At 39.6% G+C, this 12,821-nt stretch carries 15 protein-coding genes, 1 tRNA gene and 1 pseudogene; 8 read left to right on the top strand and 9 right to left on the bottom strand.

From position 1 onward, the window contains the following. Positions 1-390 precede the first annotated feature (390 nt). A complete protein-coding gene (locus CVS95_RS06170; RefSeq protein WP_107695912.1) occupies positions 391-765 on the bottom strand; it encodes a RidA family protein in 375 nt (124 codons plus the stop codon). 96 nt (positions 766-861) lie between these two features. On the opposite strand from CVS95_RS06170, the gene CVS95_RS06165 reads away from it, so the two are divergent. Continuing rightward, positions 862-1,335, top strand: coding sequence for a cysteine permease (locus CVS95_RS06165; protein WP_107695911.1), 474 nt, complete (start codon positions 862-864; stop codon positions 1,333-1,335). Positions 1,336-1,367: 32 nt separating this feature from the next. Here CVS95_RS06165 and CVS95_RS06160 read toward each other — a convergent pair whose 3' ends face one another. From CVS95_RS06160 to CVS95_RS06150, 3 genes are all read right to left on the bottom strand, one after another. Then, positions 1,368-1,928, bottom strand: coding sequence for a Fe-S-containing hydro-lyase (locus CVS95_RS06160; RefSeq protein ID WP_072594997.1), 561 nt, complete (start codon positions 1,926-1,928; stop codon positions 1,368-1,370). 9 nt (positions 1,929-1,937) lie between these two features. Continuing rightward, complete coding sequence (locus CVS95_RS06155; RefSeq protein ID WP_107695910.1) at positions 1,938-2,783, bottom strand: fumarate hydratase; 846 nt, start codon at positions 2,781-2,783, stop codon at positions 1,938-1,940. A 241-nt stretch (positions 2,784-3,024) separates the two neighbouring features. Further along, the gene (locus CVS95_RS06150; RefSeq protein WP_223154647.1) at positions 3,025-4,335 is read right to left on the bottom strand and encodes a hemolysin family protein; all 1,311 of its coding nucleotides are present in this window, start codon (positions 4,333-4,335) and stop codon (positions 3,025-3,027) included. A gap of 201 nt (positions 4,336-4,536) precedes the next feature. On the opposite strand from CVS95_RS06150, the gene CVS95_RS06145 reads away from it, so the two are divergent. Next, positions 4,537-5,850 carry a sodium-dependent transporter gene (locus tag CVS95_RS06145; protein WP_107695909.1) on the top strand — a complete coding sequence of 438 codons (1,314 nt, stop codon included), beginning with the start codon at positions 4,537-4,539 and terminating at the stop codon, positions 5,848-5,850. Positions 5,851-5,893: 43 nt separating this feature from the next. Here CVS95_RS06145 and CVS95_RS06140 read toward each other — a convergent pair whose 3' ends face one another. Beyond that, the gene (locus tag CVS95_RS06140) at positions 5,894-6,340 is read right to left on the bottom strand and encodes a DUF411 domain-containing protein (RefSeq protein WP_103628579.1); all 447 of its coding nucleotides are present in this window, start codon (positions 6,338-6,340) and stop codon (positions 5,894-5,896) included. 108 nt (positions 6,341-6,448) lie between these two features. Between CVS95_RS06140 and CVS95_RS06135 the strand changes: the two genes are divergently transcribed. The 5 genes and pseudogenes from CVS95_RS06135 (at position 6,449) to CVS95_RS06120 (ending at position 9,096) form a co-directional block, all read left to right on the top strand. After that, entirely contained in the window at positions 6,449-7,417 is a 969-nt protein-coding gene (locus CVS95_RS06135; RefSeq protein WP_103624662.1) for a putative transporter, read from the top strand. A 122-nt stretch (positions 7,418-7,539) separates the two neighbouring features. Next, positions 7,540-7,674: a hypothetical protein gene (locus CVS95_RS09880; RefSeq protein WP_265094519.1), complete on the top strand. Its 135-nt coding sequence runs from the start codon at positions 7,540-7,542 to the stop codon at positions 7,672-7,674. A gap of 2 nt (positions 7,675-7,676) precedes the next feature. Further along, entirely contained in the window at positions 7,677-8,480 is an 804-nt protein-coding gene (locus CVS95_RS06130; RefSeq protein ID WP_107695908.1) for a M48 family metallopeptidase, read from the top strand. 131 nt (positions 8,481-8,611) lie between these two features. Continuing rightward, positions 8,612-8,971, top strand: a pseudogene (locus tag CVS95_RS06125) (N-acetyltransferase family protein); the annotation flags it as partial. Between the two features lie 37 nt (positions 8,972-9,008). Then, a tRNA-Ser gene (locus CVS95_RS06120) sits at positions 9,009-9,096 on the top strand. A gap of 190 nt (positions 9,097-9,286) precedes the next feature. Here CVS95_RS06120 and CVS95_RS06115 read toward each other — a convergent pair. From CVS95_RS06115 to CVS95_RS06105, 3 genes are read right to left on the bottom strand one after another with little or no spacing between them, the layout of a single operon-like run. Continuing rightward, entirely contained in the window at positions 9,287-10,096 is an 810-nt protein-coding gene (locus CVS95_RS06115; RefSeq protein ID WP_107695907.1) for a class I SAM-dependent methyltransferase, read from the bottom strand. Next, positions 10,093-10,839 (bottom strand): ABC transporter ATP-binding protein, encoded by a 747-nt coding sequence (locus CVS95_RS06110; RefSeq protein ID WP_107695906.1) that lies wholly within the window; start codon positions 10,837-10,839, stop codon positions 10,093-10,095. The genes CVS95_RS06115 and CVS95_RS06110 overlap by 4 nt, the downstream gene beginning before the upstream one ends. Beyond that, positions 10,839-11,288: a FecCD family ABC transporter permease gene (locus CVS95_RS06105; protein WP_234400034.1), complete on the bottom strand. Its 450-nt coding sequence runs from the start codon at positions 11,286-11,288 to the stop codon at positions 10,839-10,841. Before CVS95_RS06105 ends, CVS95_RS06110 begins: the two co-directional genes overlap by 1 nt. On the opposite strand from CVS95_RS06105, the gene CVS95_RS06100 reads away from it, so the two are divergent. Then, positions 11,221-12,063 (top strand): thiamine biosynthesis protein ThiG, encoded by an 843-nt coding sequence (locus CVS95_RS06100; protein WP_159071264.1) that lies wholly within the window; start codon positions 11,221-11,223, stop codon positions 12,061-12,063. The genes CVS95_RS06105 and CVS95_RS06100 overlap by 68 nt on opposite strands. A 219-nt stretch (positions 12,064-12,282) precedes the next feature. On the opposite strand, the gene CVS95_RS06090 is transcribed toward CVS95_RS06100, so the two are convergent. Then, the gene (locus tag CVS95_RS06090; RefSeq protein ID WP_107695904.1) at positions 12,283-12,816 is read right to left on the bottom strand and encodes a chemotaxis protein; all 534 of its coding nucleotides are present in this window, start codon (positions 12,814-12,816) and stop codon (positions 12,283-12,285) included. Positions 12,817-12,821: the final 5 nt, after the last annotated feature.

Here is a 12,821-nt window from a genome sequence, read left to right as displayed (position 1 = left end):
AACTTTTAGTTTTATTTATTAGTTTGTCTAATCTATTATAATTATAAAATAATAGACTGGCTCAATCGATCACTTGTTTAGATTTCAAAGATTGACTAATAGTTTAACAATTGTAAGTTAAAAGAACAACGATAAAAAGAAAAGGCTTTATTAACCAGTGAAGTTAAAGGTGGTTTCTCGTTTCGTGAGCTGGAATTATATACGAGCAATACTTAAAGATAGTTGAAATAATTAGGGAATTTGAGAAAAAATTGTTGGCGATTAAAAATTTTAAAGTATGTATTTTTATTAGTAGGTTTATAGGGTTTAGTTTTTGAAATATAAATTTGGAGAGTTTTTGCTCTCCATCATATTAAACATTAAAGTATATGAACTTTTACACAATCTCTATTAATAAGCCGCGATAAGCTCTATTTCCACAAGTGCGTCTTTTGGCAAGGTCTTAACAGCTACTGTACTTCTAGCAGGATAAGGCTCTTTAAAAAATTTAGCATATACAGCATTTACTTTAACAAAATCCGCCATATCTGCTAGAAATATTGTAGTCTTTACAGCATTATCAAAAGTAAGCCCTGCCTCAGCCAAGATATTTTTTAAATTTTCAAGCGATTGCTCAGCTTGAGCTTCTACGCTGCTACCTGCAAACTCACCCGCTGGTGTGACACCAAGCTGACCTGAGATAAACAAAAATCCATTTGCGCTAATAGCTTGAGAATATGGCCCAATCGCTTGTGGAGCTTTTTTTGTTGAGATTTGTTTTTTCATATTTTCTCCTTTTGAATTTTTTTAAAATCCTACTATAAATTTTCTAAATTTTTAGTCTCCAAAAGCTATAATGGACAAAATTTCAAAAGGATGAAGATGCAAAATATACTCGCACCAAATGAGTTTTTAGATGATTATGTGCTCGGTGCTGAGTTGGCTAAAAATGCTGGCATCTCATCAAATGCTTATCTTTTTTGGAAAAACGTCATAAGTGCTAAATTTGAAAACTCAAGAATAGTTTTTCTTAGAAAAAATAGCATTCCAGTCAAATTTCAAAACATTATAAAAACCTGTACGCCTTTAAATGGCCTTATTCCAACAGGCGTATTTTGCTCTTTTACCTCACTTGCTCCTTCTCATCTTGTAGCAAAAAATGGCTCTAAGATCTACAAGCTCTTTAAATTTTATGAGATTTGCGGCATCAAATTTATAGACTTGAAGAAATTTTATGATGATTTTAATCTTAGCTATTCTTATAGAATTTACATTGAGAAGTGCAAATTTTTCTCACCTGCACCATTTGAAAAACGCATAAAATTAACCGAAACGATGTGTCTTGGATATTATTAAAGTCCGCTAGCTAGCTTGCTAGCGGGATAAATTTATATCTTTTTGTAAGGTGCTTGGCCAACTTCATAGAAGTTATTACCTTCGCAGTCAATGGCAACTATTGCTGGGAAATCCTCAACTGTAAGCCTAGCAACTGCCTCTGGTCCTAGTTCTGGATAAGCCAGTACTTCATATTTTTTGATACTTTGGCTAATGAGCGCTCCGATGCCACCGATAGCAACCATATAAACACAGCATGATTTTTTCATCGCATCAACTACTGCGTCACTCCTGTAGCCTTTACCGATCATACCATTTATACCAACTTCATTTATCATAGTTGGGGTGTATTTATCCATTCTACCGCTTGTTGTTGGGCCTGCTGCGCCGATAGCTTGGTTTGGCTTGGCTGGAGTTGGTCCGACGTAGTAGATAGTCTCACCCTTTAGCTCAACTGGTAGCTTCTCGCCGCGTGCCAATGTTTCAGTAAGTGCCTTATGTGCAGCGTCACGAGCTGCTATGATAGTGCCTGATATTAGGACATTGTCGCCTGCTTTTAGGCTCTTTACCACCTCTTTATCAAATGGTGCTGTTATTCTTTTTACTTCTGACATTTTCTCTCCTTAAAGCTCAGCGTCTGCGTGGCGTGCAGCATGGCAGTTAATGTTTATAGCAACAGGAAGACCTGCTATGTGGGTTGGATACCACTCGACATTTACTTTAACAGCAGTGGTGTCACCACCAAGTCCTTGAGGACCAACACCAGTTTTACAAGCAAGCTCTAGTAACTCGTCTTCTAATTTGGCATATCTTGGATCAGAATTTTTACTATCGACTGAACGAACTGCTGCTTCTTTTGCCAAAAGTGCTGCCTTATCCATCGTACCGCCTATGCCAACGCCTATTGTTAGTGGAGGACAGGCGTTTGGTCCAGCATATTTTACAGCCTCCAAAAAGACTTTTTTTACACCCTCTATACCATCAGCTGGTACAAGCATTTTTAAAACTGATTTATTCTCACTACCAAAACCTTTTGGAGCTACTTTTATCTTTAGCTTATCTCCTGGCACGATTCTAGTGTGAATGACAGCTGGAGTGTTATTTGTGGTATTTTTTCTCTCAAATAGTGGCTCAGCAACGACTGACTTTCTTAGATAACCTTCAGTGTAGCCTTCCGCAATACCCTCATTTATCGCATCTTCAATATATCCACCCTCAATATGCACATCTTGGCCGATCTGCACGAAAATAACCGTCATACCGGTGTCTTGGCAGATAGGTGCAACGCCCTCTTCCGCAAGCTTAGCATTTTGTAAAATTTTGCCCAAAATATCTTTGCCAAGCGACGAGCTTTCGCTACTTTGAGCCTTTGTAAAAGCAGCCTTTAAATCTGGCGTCACAACATAACAGGCCTGTTTGCAAAGCTTGGCAACGACTTCTCTTATATCTTTTACATTTATTATTCTCATCTTTACTCCTCATAAAAAACAATTTTTAATTATATTAACTATATTTAAAATTTAAGATTAAATTTTACTGCTGTATATCTACTCGAAAAAATTTATATGAGTTTATTTTGTTTGGCCACAACTAGAAGACTTGTCTAAAACAAATTTAATGAAATAAATGGTGGCGAAATTGAGCCTAGAGCATCACAATATTGATAGAAATTTACATAACATGGCTTATTTAAGCCATAAATATATAAATTTAAGATTGAATGCTCTCCTCTTCATTTTTTATCTTTTTTCTAACTTTGACTCGTGATATGCTAGCTCCATCCATCTTTCTTACTTCGTAGTAGCAGTTTTCATCCTCGATCTTGTCCCCAACTACTGGCAAACGACCGATTAAGTTGAAGACATATCCACCGATTGTAACTTGATCCGTCTCTTCATCAAAGCTTATACCAAGAACCTCTTCAACGCTCTCTAGATCATATCTGCCTTGAAATTCATAAATATTGTCATTTATCTTTTTGTAGTGTTGATCAACTTCATCGTGCTCGTCATTAAAATCACCAAGCACCTCTTCCATTATATCTTCCATCGTAAGAAGTCCGGCTGTGCCGCCATACTCATCGACTACGAGTGCTGCTGAAATTTGCTCTTTATTCATCATTACAAGCACTTTTGAAATAGAAAGGCTCTCAGGCACGATGACAAATTTACGAACAATTGAGTCAAAACTCTTTTCTTTGTCTTTACTAAAGTGAAGTTGCAAAATATCTCTAATGTGTATCATGCCCAAAATAATATCTTTTGAGCCGTCTATATAAGGAAAGCGAGTGTATTTTGACTCAAATACGACTTGCAAATTCTCTTCAAAGCTCTTTTGTTTATTTATACAGATCATATCGCGCCTTGGTGTCATGATCTCTTTTGCGACTGTGTCACTAAAATCGACTGCATTTTTAATGATCTCGGTCTCAAAGCTATCAAGCACACCACCCTTTAAACTCTCGCCAACGATGATTTTTATCTCTTCTTCAGAGTGGGCTAGCTCATTTTCTTTAGCTGGCTGGATGCCTAAAATTTTAAGTCCAATGGTCGCTAAAATATCAAAAAGCTTAATTACAGGCGAAAATAGTACCCAGAAAAAGTGAAGTGGACGAGCAATTTTTAACACTGAAGTCTCGGCCTTCGCGATAGCAACTGACTTTGGCACAAGCTCACCCATTACAACGTGAAGTAGGGTAATAAGCGTAAATGCGATCGCAAAACCAACTGTATGAACTAAGATATCGCTAAAATTGAAGAAATTTTTAAGTGGAGCTTCTATAAGTCTTGCAACCGCTGGCTCACCGATCCAACCAAGAGCAAGTGAGCTTAGTGTGATACCAAGCTGAGTGGCACTAAGATAAGTATCAAGTTTGTTTGACATCTCAAAAGCAAGCTGAGCGTTTGGCTTTTTCTCTTTGATAAGCTCTTCAAGTCTAGACTTACGAACTTTAACAAGAGAAAATTCTGATAAAACAAAAAAGGCATTTAGTAAAATGAATACAATGGCAAGTATTACCATTAAAAGCGAATTATCGCTACTGGGGTTCAATTATGATCCTTAAGAGTTAAAAATTTTTGCTTGATTATAGCGAATTTATATTTAGCGGTCAAATTAATCGCGCTCAAAAGTAACAACATTTCTTAAATTTAAGATTTATAAAAAGTTCTTAAATCATATTTTGATAACATTATTTTCATCACTAAATTTATGGATTTTACAATGAGCAAAAAGAATTTTTCATCACGTTGGGCATTTATATTGGCCTGTGTTGGATCAGCAGTTGGCATGGCAAATGTCTGGGGCTTTCCTTACAAACTTGGCACAAATGGCGGTGCAGCGTTTTTACTCATCTATGTTTTTTTCATAGCTCTTTTTTCATACGTTGGTCTAAGTGCGGAGTATGCGATCGGCAGACGTGCAAAAACTGGTACGCTTGGATCTTATAAATTCGCATGGGAGAGTAGAAATTTAGGCATTGTAGGCAGCATTATCGGCTGGCTTCCACTTGCTGGCTCACTTTGTATAGCCATTGGCTACGCTGTCATTATCGCCTACGTACTAAAAGCCCTTACCCAGGCACTTACTGGCTCATTTATGAGCGTTGATACGAACGTTTGGTTTAACTCATTTGCACTTCAAGATTACTCGGTCTTGCCTTATCATTTTATTATCGTTGCTGGCACGCTTCTTACACTATTTTTTGGGGCAAAAAGTATCGAAAAAACAAATCAAATAATGATGCCACTATTTTTCGTATTGTTTAGCATCTTGGCTATAAATGTCGCGATGTTACCAAATGCATTTGATGGGTATAAATTCCTTTTTATTCCTGACTTTAGTAAGCTTACAGACCCGATGGTATGGGTTTCTGCGATGGGTCAAGCCTTTTTCTCGCTCTCTATCACAGGATCTGGCATGATAGTTTATGGAGCTTACCTTTCAAAAGATGAAGATATCGTTGAAAGTGCTAAAACTACGGCCTTTTTTGATACTATCGCAGCTCTTGTAGCAGCTCTTGTTATGATCCCAGCGGTCTTTGCCTACGCTATGGATCCAGCCGAAGGTCCAAAGCTACTTTTTGTAACACTTCCAAAAATTTTACAAAATATGATCGGCGGACAAATTTTTGCCATTATTTTATTTACAGCTGTTATCTTTGGTGGCATCACCTCGCTTCAAAATATGTTTGAAGTAGTCGCCGAGTCACTAATGCATAAATTTCCGCTCCTTAGTAGATTTTGGACACTCACGCTACTTTGTGCAGTTTGCTTTGGCATAGGAGCATTTATGGAGCCTATTAGCAGTTGGGGACCTTGGATGGACTTTGTGTCGATCTATATCATTCCGATCGGTGCGGTAATCGGTGCTATTTCTTGGTTTTGGATTATTAAAAAAGAAGAAATTTTAGACGAGATAAATTCTGGAGCAAATAAGTCTTATGGTAATTTCTGGTATTTTGTAGGCAAATTTATCTATGTTCCGCTAACATTTTTACTTTGTATCATAGCCGTAAGTAAGGGAATTTCTTTTTAAATTTAGCTCACTAAAAATGAGCTAAATTTAAAAATTTTTGAAGTTATCTTAGTTTTTTTGTGCCGATGTAAGTAGCAAAAATTTCTTGCGAGCCATCTTTTTTAAATAAAATAACATCGTATTGCTCAGCTTTACTGCCTTGCTCCATACCTTGACTCTCCATCGGCATGCCAGGTACTGCGATACCAACTACGTCTTTTGGCTTAAGCTCTAGTAGACGTTTTACCTCATCGGCTGGAACGTGACCTTCTATGATATATCCATCGATGATTGCTGTATGGCAGCTTGAAAGCTCTAGCGGTACGTTAAATTCTTTCTTAACTTTAGCTATATCATCTACTTTTATGACCTCTTCGCTAAATCCAGCCTTCTGCATCGCCTCACCCCAACTAGTACAGCATCCACAAGTTGGGCTTTTATAGACCTTCATATCAGCCGCGAATGCAAGTGTTGCAAAAAAGCCAAGAGCCAAAAATACTAATTTCTTCATCATTTTCCTTTACGTAAAATTTGCAAAATGATATAGCTCGCATTTAAATTTTATATAAATGCTTAATATTGCTTGCTATAATTCGCCAAAATTTACAAAAGGCACTTTATGTTTTCATCATTTTTTAAAGATAAAAAATGGGCACTCTGGGCTTATGGCGGAGCGATATTTATCATTTTGCTTCTTGTTTATCAAACACACCTAAATGTCCGTATAAACGAGTGGTATAAAAATTTCTACGACATCGTGCAAAACTCAAAAGATCATGATGTAAGTGAGTTTTGGCGAGAAATTTTTAACTTTATAAAAATCGCTATGCCTTACGTCGTGACTTACACTGTGATCTCTTTTTTTGCTAGCCACTGGGTCTTTCGCTGGAGAGAGGCGATGACGTTTAGATATCTAAAATTTTGGCAAAACTGCAAAAGTGATATCGAAGGTAGCTCGCAGCGTATCCAAGAAGATGTCTACCGCTTTGCCAAAATAATGGAAAGCCTTGGCGTGCAAGTTTTAAGGGCGATCATGACGCTAATTGCCTTTATACCAGTGCTTTGGGAGCTAAGTAAGAGCGTGAGTTTGCCTTACATCAAAGATATCGAGGGCTCGCTTGTTTATATCGCTTTAATAATTAGCATCGGTGGCTTAATTATTTCGTGGTTTGTGGGCATTAAACTCCCACATATCGAGTATAACAACCAAAAAGCAGAAGCGGCATTTAGAAAAGAGCTGGTTTACGGCGAAGATGATAAGTCTAAATTTTGCCAGCCAAACGTCATGCTAGAGCTTTTTACGGGTGTAAAGTTAAATTATTACAAACTATTTTTGCACTACGGCTACTTTAACCTTTGGCTCATCTCTTTTTCACAAATTCTTGTCATTGTACCTTATGTCATCATGGGAAATGGCCTATTTAGCGGCATTATAACGCTTGGTGTGCTTATACAAGCTAGCAACGCTTTTTCTCAAGTTAGAGAGAGTTTTAGCGTCTTTATCGATAACTGGACAACAATAACAGAGCTAAGATCTGTAAATAAGCGTTTGAGAGAGTTTGAGAGAAATATAAACTATAAGGCATAGGCGTAAATTTACGTACCAAATAAACTCTAGTAAATTTTAAAATTTCATGAGCGAGTAATTTCGGCTCTAAAATTTGAGCTAAGCTATAAGCGAAGCCAAATTTTAGTAGTCAATTCTTGCGAGTGAATGAGATTTTAAAATTTGCAAAAAAGCAAATTACTATTTTTGATATCACAAAAATTAAATTTCTCTCATCGTTTAACAATGCATATCCAACACAAGTTATAATACGCGAAATTTTAATCCAAAAAGGATAAAAATGAAAAAATTTTTACTTACATTGCTAGCGACTAGTTTGCTCTTCACTGGCTGCTCAAGCGTTACAAAAGCAGGCGTTGTTGGTGCTGATCGTAAGCAATTTATGCTAGTCTCATCAGAAGCTATGGAGCAAAGCTCAGCCCAAGCCTACGTCAAGACGCTAACAGCTGCTAGAAGTAAAGGCGAGCTAAATGTTGATCCTATCCTTACAAAAAGAGTTCAAGATATCGCCAAAAGGCTCATCGCGCAAACTGGTGTTTTTAGGGATGATGCTCTAAAATGGAAGTGGCAAGTAAATGTTATTAACGAAGATACGCTAAATGCTTGGTGTATGCCAGGTGGCAGGATAGTCGTTTATAGTGGCATTATAAAAAGGCTAAATTTAACAGATGCACAGCTAGCTGCGGTCATGGGACACGAAATCGCACACGCTCTTAGAGAGCACAGCAGAGAGCAAGCAAGTGCTGATCAGATGAAAAGTATCGGCATCTTTGCAATAGCCACAGCTACTGGCCTTGGCGATCTTGGAGCTAATGCTCTAAATTTAGCTAGCGAATACACCATATCTCTGCCGTTTTCTCGCTCACATGAGACCGAGGCTGATCACATCGGTACTGAGCTAATGGCAAGAGCCGGATACGATCCAAAAGAAGCGGTCGAAGTTTGGGTCAAGATGAGCAAGATGAGTGGCGGAAAGGTGCCTGAAATTTTAAGCACTCACCCATCAAATGAGAGCAGGATCAAGGACTTAAAAGAGATCGCAGCAAAGCTTGAATCAGTCTATCAAGCTGCCAAAAGAAGCTAGGCTTGATCGAGCGAGCAAATTTAAGCGACCTTGAAGCAATCACGCAAATTTACAATGACTACATTTTAGATAGAAGTGCGACTGCTGATATGTAGCCAGTTAGCACAAAGGAGCGAGAGCCTTGGTTTAACGCCCACGGCAGCTCGCGCCCTATCTTTATCTACAAAGAAAATGATAAAATTTTAGGCTACTGCTCACTGAGTGACTTTAATCCAAAAGTCGCTTACGATATAAGCGTAGAGATAAGCATCTATGTCGCTAAAAAGGCTCTTAGTATGGGCATTGACAAGCAACTTTTATCCCACAGCCTAAATAAAGCTAGAGAGCTAAATCTAAAAAATATTATCGCTTTAATATTTAGTGAAAATAAAGCAACTCTTAGGCTATTTTTAAAATTTGGCTTTGAAAAATGGAGTGAACTGCCTGGCATTTTCCTAATGGATAATGAGTACAAAAATGTCATTATCTTGGGGCTAAACTTTAAAAGCTAAGCATTAAGTAAATAAAGATATAATTCCACTTCTTCATGGGTAGATGTCCGAGCGGTTTAAGGAGCACGCCTGGAACGCGTGTGTGGGGCAACTCACCGAGAGTTCGAATCTCTCTCTACCCGCCATAAAACTATCTATAACTTAAAGTCTACTGACCTTTATTTTTATTGCTTAAAACATTGGTACTAAGCAAAAGACTACTTTTTAAAACTTACTAAAATCTTGCCAATTATCTTTTACTTTTGTCATAGTTAGACATATAACTAGCATCAAATTTGCTCCATTCTAGGAGAAATTTTAACTATATTCTTCAATTTAAATTCTATTTGCCTTATCGACAGCTACAAATGCCCAGTGCATAAATTCTTGTTTCGGTTTGTATTTGCCGCTGTTAAAATACTCCGCTAGCCGCGCCTCCTCCGCTTCGCTTAGCTCGCCGCCAAGCCCCCAGCGCGTCTTTTGGATGAGCTCTTGCGCGCTTGTTTCGGGGCCCGCATGACACTTAGCTTTTATGTAGCTAAGACTCGGCAAATAGCCCATTTGAAACAAAATGTTTAAAAGATAGACGAAGTCAGGCCTTTGCTCCACTTTGCGCCCTATCGCGTTCAAAATTTCATCGTCTACGAAGCTGCCGCCGACCTTAAAGGTTATATAGAGTGCCTTTTTGGTCTTTGAAAGAAGCTTGTTAAGTGCGGTTTTTAGATCGTCCACCTCAAGGCAGTGCAAGGCCAAAACTACGTCGCAAGCGGGCACGTCCGACCAGTCGTCCTCAAAGGCTTTTTGCGCAAATTTAACGTTTTTAACGCCGTAAATTTGAGCGTTTTGCCTGGCAAATTCTAGCATCTTAGGCGAAAAATCGTAGCCGTAAATTTGATCCGCCCTTTCCGCTGCCAACACGCTTAGCGCGCCCGCTCCGCATGCAAAATCAAGCAGCGTAGAGACGCCCGTAAAATCGACCTTATCTATAAATTCTCGCGCGTAGACGCTTTTCATCACGCCCTCGTTGAAGCTGGGCGCCTTTTTGTCCCAGTCCGCGGCAAATTTCTTACCGAATGAACTTCCTGCCTTTTGCGCCTTATAAAGCGCGTCAAAGTCGATCTCGTCGTAGTTTGAAGGTAAAATCATAATCTATCCTCGTATTTTTCATAGTTTATGCCGTAAATTTTATCAATATTTTCAGCGTTTATGAGCTGCTCGCTACGCCCGAAAGCTAAAATTTCGCCGTCTTTTAAAAACAACGTCAAATTTGAAACAAACTTCGGGTGACGCGGGTAGTGCGTCGTCTGCACGAAGGTGTAGTCCTCGTCGCCTAGAGCTTTTATCATCTCGAGCAGTTTGATTTGATTGCCAAAGTCCAGCCCGTTGGTAGGCTCGTCCATAAAGATCACTTTCGCGCCCTGCACCAGCGTGCGCGCGATGTACGCTAGCTGCCGCTCGCCGCCGCTGACCTTTGTGTAGGGCGTATTTTTTAGATGCGCGATACCCATTTTTTCTAGCGCCTGCTCGGCTAGCTTTTTATCCGCCGCACTAAAGCTAGAAAACAGCGTCGCCCTACACAGCGCGCCCATCAGCACGACGTCAAAGACGCTGTAGTCATAGGATGGCACGTGTGTCTGCGGCACGTAGGCGACGAGGGAGGCGAGCCCCTTTTTGCCATAGTCGCGCACGCTTTTGCCCGCGATTAGCACCTCTCCCTCAAATTTTAAAAATCCGAGTATTATGCGAAGCAGGGTACTTTTGCCGCTGCCGTTGGCACCTAGGATGCTTAGCGTATCGCCCGTCGCGACGTCAAAGCTGATGCCCTTTAGCACGGGCTTATCGCGGTAAGCAAAGCGCAAATTTCGCACTTCTATCAAATTTTCTCGCATCAAAAGCTCCTCTTAGCGCGGTACAGCACGATGATAAACATCTGGATACCAAATAGCGAGGTAATGATGCCGATAGGGATCTCAAAGGTAAAAATGAGCCGTGAGAAGCTGTCGCAAAAGAGTAGAAATATCGCGCCGATCATCGCCGAGCTAGCCAGAACCACGCGGTTGTCGGCACCGAAGATAAAGCGCGCGATGTGCGGCACGATAAGCCCGATCCAGCCGATGATGCCCGCGATCGTCACGCTAAGCGTGCTAACGAATGTGGCAACTAGGATGATGAAAATTTTAACCCGCACCGTATTTACGCCCAGGCTCTTTGCCTCCTCCTCGCCAAGGCTTAGCGCGTTTAGGTATTTGCCGCTAAGCGCTAGCAGCAAAATGCCCGCGCACATGGGCAAGATCGAAATTTGGATGAAGCTTTTGGACGCAAAGCCGAGGCTTCCCATCAAAAAATATGTGATCGCCGGAAGCGCGTCAAAAGAAAGAGTGCAAATGTACTTTGAATTTCTACTATGTATCGACGATACAGACGAGCTTGGCGGAGAAATTTTAACTGGAAGTTTAGCTCAAGAAATAGCCCTAGAAATTAGCTCATTTGCCAAAGTCTCTTTTATTACGCGCCATCAACTTTTACTAGATCCTCGCATCAACTACACCTCGCGCAATAGCTCAATGTGTTTAGTCGCTAAAATTTCAAAAGAACAAAAACAAAAGGCGCTTGACATTGCGCTTGAGCTTTTAACAAATAAATGCGCTAAAAGCGCTGAACCCGGTGTCGCAGCTGTTTTTAAAGACGACATAAAAGATACGAAAGGGCTAATAAATTTTGGCAAAAATGCAAAAAATATGCTCCTAACCACAAAGCAAGCTTTTGAGACGGCGCGCGAGCAAAATGTATTTTTAAAAGCTCTTACGCCAAATGCTAATGGTGTTATCGGTGCGCTTGCCGGTATAGGGCTTAGACTTAGCGGTGATGATGGCAAGATAAGGGGCAAATTTAATCTAAATAAGCCAAAGCTAAGCGTTGCTAAGCTCATAGAGCTTCCATTTATCGAAGCGGTTTTGGACGAGAATTTTAAAGAACTAGCAAAAGATGAGATGATGAATTTAGATGGGGCTTTAAAGCCTATATTCTGGGATCACAAGGCAACTTTACTTGTGCGAAAAGACAAAAATGGCAAGTTTAGAAATTTAAACATAAAAGAGCTTCGGGAATTTTGATGATGCAAAATTTCAATGAGAAAAATGAGTTTAAATACGGCAAATTTAACTACGAAAAAGCTCATCAAATAGCCTAAAACTGCGCTAAATTTAAGCTGGATAACGATGAGGAGGAGACAAGCTGCGGCGGCGAGCGGAGCTGCTATGACTACGCGTTTAGGCGATGGAGTAAAGATAGCTTCATCTGCATGGCGCAAACTAGCAAAGGCTAAGCTAGCTCTATGCGACCATTTTTTTATCTTTAAGTTTTCCGCCGCCTTTAAATTTAAGCTCGCCACAAAATCTCTTTCCAAATTTCGCCTCGATTATAAGAACTAGCACGAAAAATATCTTTTCATCATTCATTCGTGCGATCTGGCGTAAGGTTTGGCTAGTGTCATTAAATTTAACCCCATTTTTACGTAAAGTTTCGCAAAAAATGGCCTCGTCAAAGCCTAACATTTGCGAAATTTCAGTTATGCTATATGGCTCGAGTGAGGCGATGATGCGGTCCATATTGCAAATGCTTGGATTTTTACTGCGTGTTAGCACATCCATTGTTTCATTTATTAGTTTTACTAGCTTCTTTCTACGATTTATAACGTGAAGTGTTGCAGCAAGCAATATTAAAAAACCTGCGATTTTATGGGTATTTAATAGATACTCATTATATTCACCAAGTGCAAAATTTACACCAGAGAATGCGAGCATACAAAGCCCCAAAATAAGAACTAAAACAAGACAGAATTTATAAATAACCTCTACTTTAAACATGACAC

It is taken from the genome of Campylobacter concisus (assembly GCF_003048905.1).
Lineage (GTDB): Bacteria > Campylobacterota > Campylobacteria > Campylobacterales > Campylobacteraceae > Campylobacter_A > Campylobacter_A concisus_V.
The sequence above is the reverse complement of the archived record's forward strand: the minus strand, read 5'-3'. Positions and strand labels throughout refer to the sequence as shown.

What these genes read in the sequence shown, in the direction of transcription:
- CVS95_RS06170 (WP_107695912.1), bottom strand. Translation starts at nt 765, where the DNA reads ATGAAAAAACAAATCTCAACAAAAAAAGCTCCACAAGCGATTGGGCCA.
- CVS95_RS06165 (WP_107695911.1), top strand. Translation starts at nt 862, where the DNA reads ATGCAAAATATACTCGCACCAAATGAGTTTTTAGATGATTATGTGCTC.
- CVS95_RS06160 (WP_072594997.1), bottom strand. Translation starts at nt 1,928, where the DNA reads ATGTCAGAAGTAAAAAGAATAACAGCACCATTTGATAAAGAGGTGGTA.
- CVS95_RS06155 (WP_107695910.1), bottom strand. Translation starts at nt 2,783, where the DNA reads ATGAGAATAATAAATGTAAAAGATATAAGAGAAGTCGTTGCCAAGCTT.
- CVS95_RS06150 (WP_223154647.1), bottom strand. Translation starts at nt 4,335, where the DNA reads ATGGTAATACTTGCCATTGTATTCATTTTACTAAATGCCTTTTTTGTT.
- CVS95_RS06145 (WP_107695909.1), top strand. Translation starts at nt 4,537, where the DNA reads ATGAGCAAAAAGAATTTTTCATCACGTTGGGCATTTATATTGGCCTGT.
- CVS95_RS06140 (WP_103628579.1), bottom strand. Translation starts at nt 6,340, where the DNA reads ATGAAGAAATTAGTATTTTTGGCTCTTGGCTTTTTTGCAACACTTGCA.
- CVS95_RS06135 (WP_103624662.1), top strand. Translation starts at nt 6,449, where the DNA reads ATGTTTTCATCATTTTTTAAAGATAAAAAATGGGCACTCTGGGCTTAT.
- CVS95_RS06130 (WP_107695908.1), top strand. Translation starts at nt 7,677, where the DNA reads ATGAAAAAATTTTTACTTACATTGCTAGCGACTAGTTTGCTCTTCACT.
- CVS95_RS06115 (WP_107695907.1), bottom strand. Translation starts at nt 10,096, where the DNA reads ATGATTTTACCTTCAAACTACGACGAGATCGACTTTGACGCGCTTTAT.
- CVS95_RS06110 (WP_107695906.1), bottom strand. Translation starts at nt 10,839, where the DNA reads ATGCGAGAAAATTTGATAGAAGTGCGAAATTTGCGCTTTGCTTACCGC.
- CVS95_RS06100 (WP_159071264.1), top strand. Translation starts at nt 11,221, where the DNA reads ATGCCCGCGCACATGGGCAAGATCGAAATTTGGATGAAGCTTTTGGAC.
- CVS95_RS06105 (WP_234400034.1), bottom strand. Translation starts at nt 11,288, where the DNA reads ATGGGAAGCCTCGGCTTTGCGTCCAAAAGCTTCATCCAAATTTCGATC.
- CVS95_RS06090 (WP_107695904.1), bottom strand. Translation starts at nt 12,816, where the DNA reads ATGTTTAAAGTAGAGGTTATTTATAAATTCTGTCTTGTTTTAGTTCTT.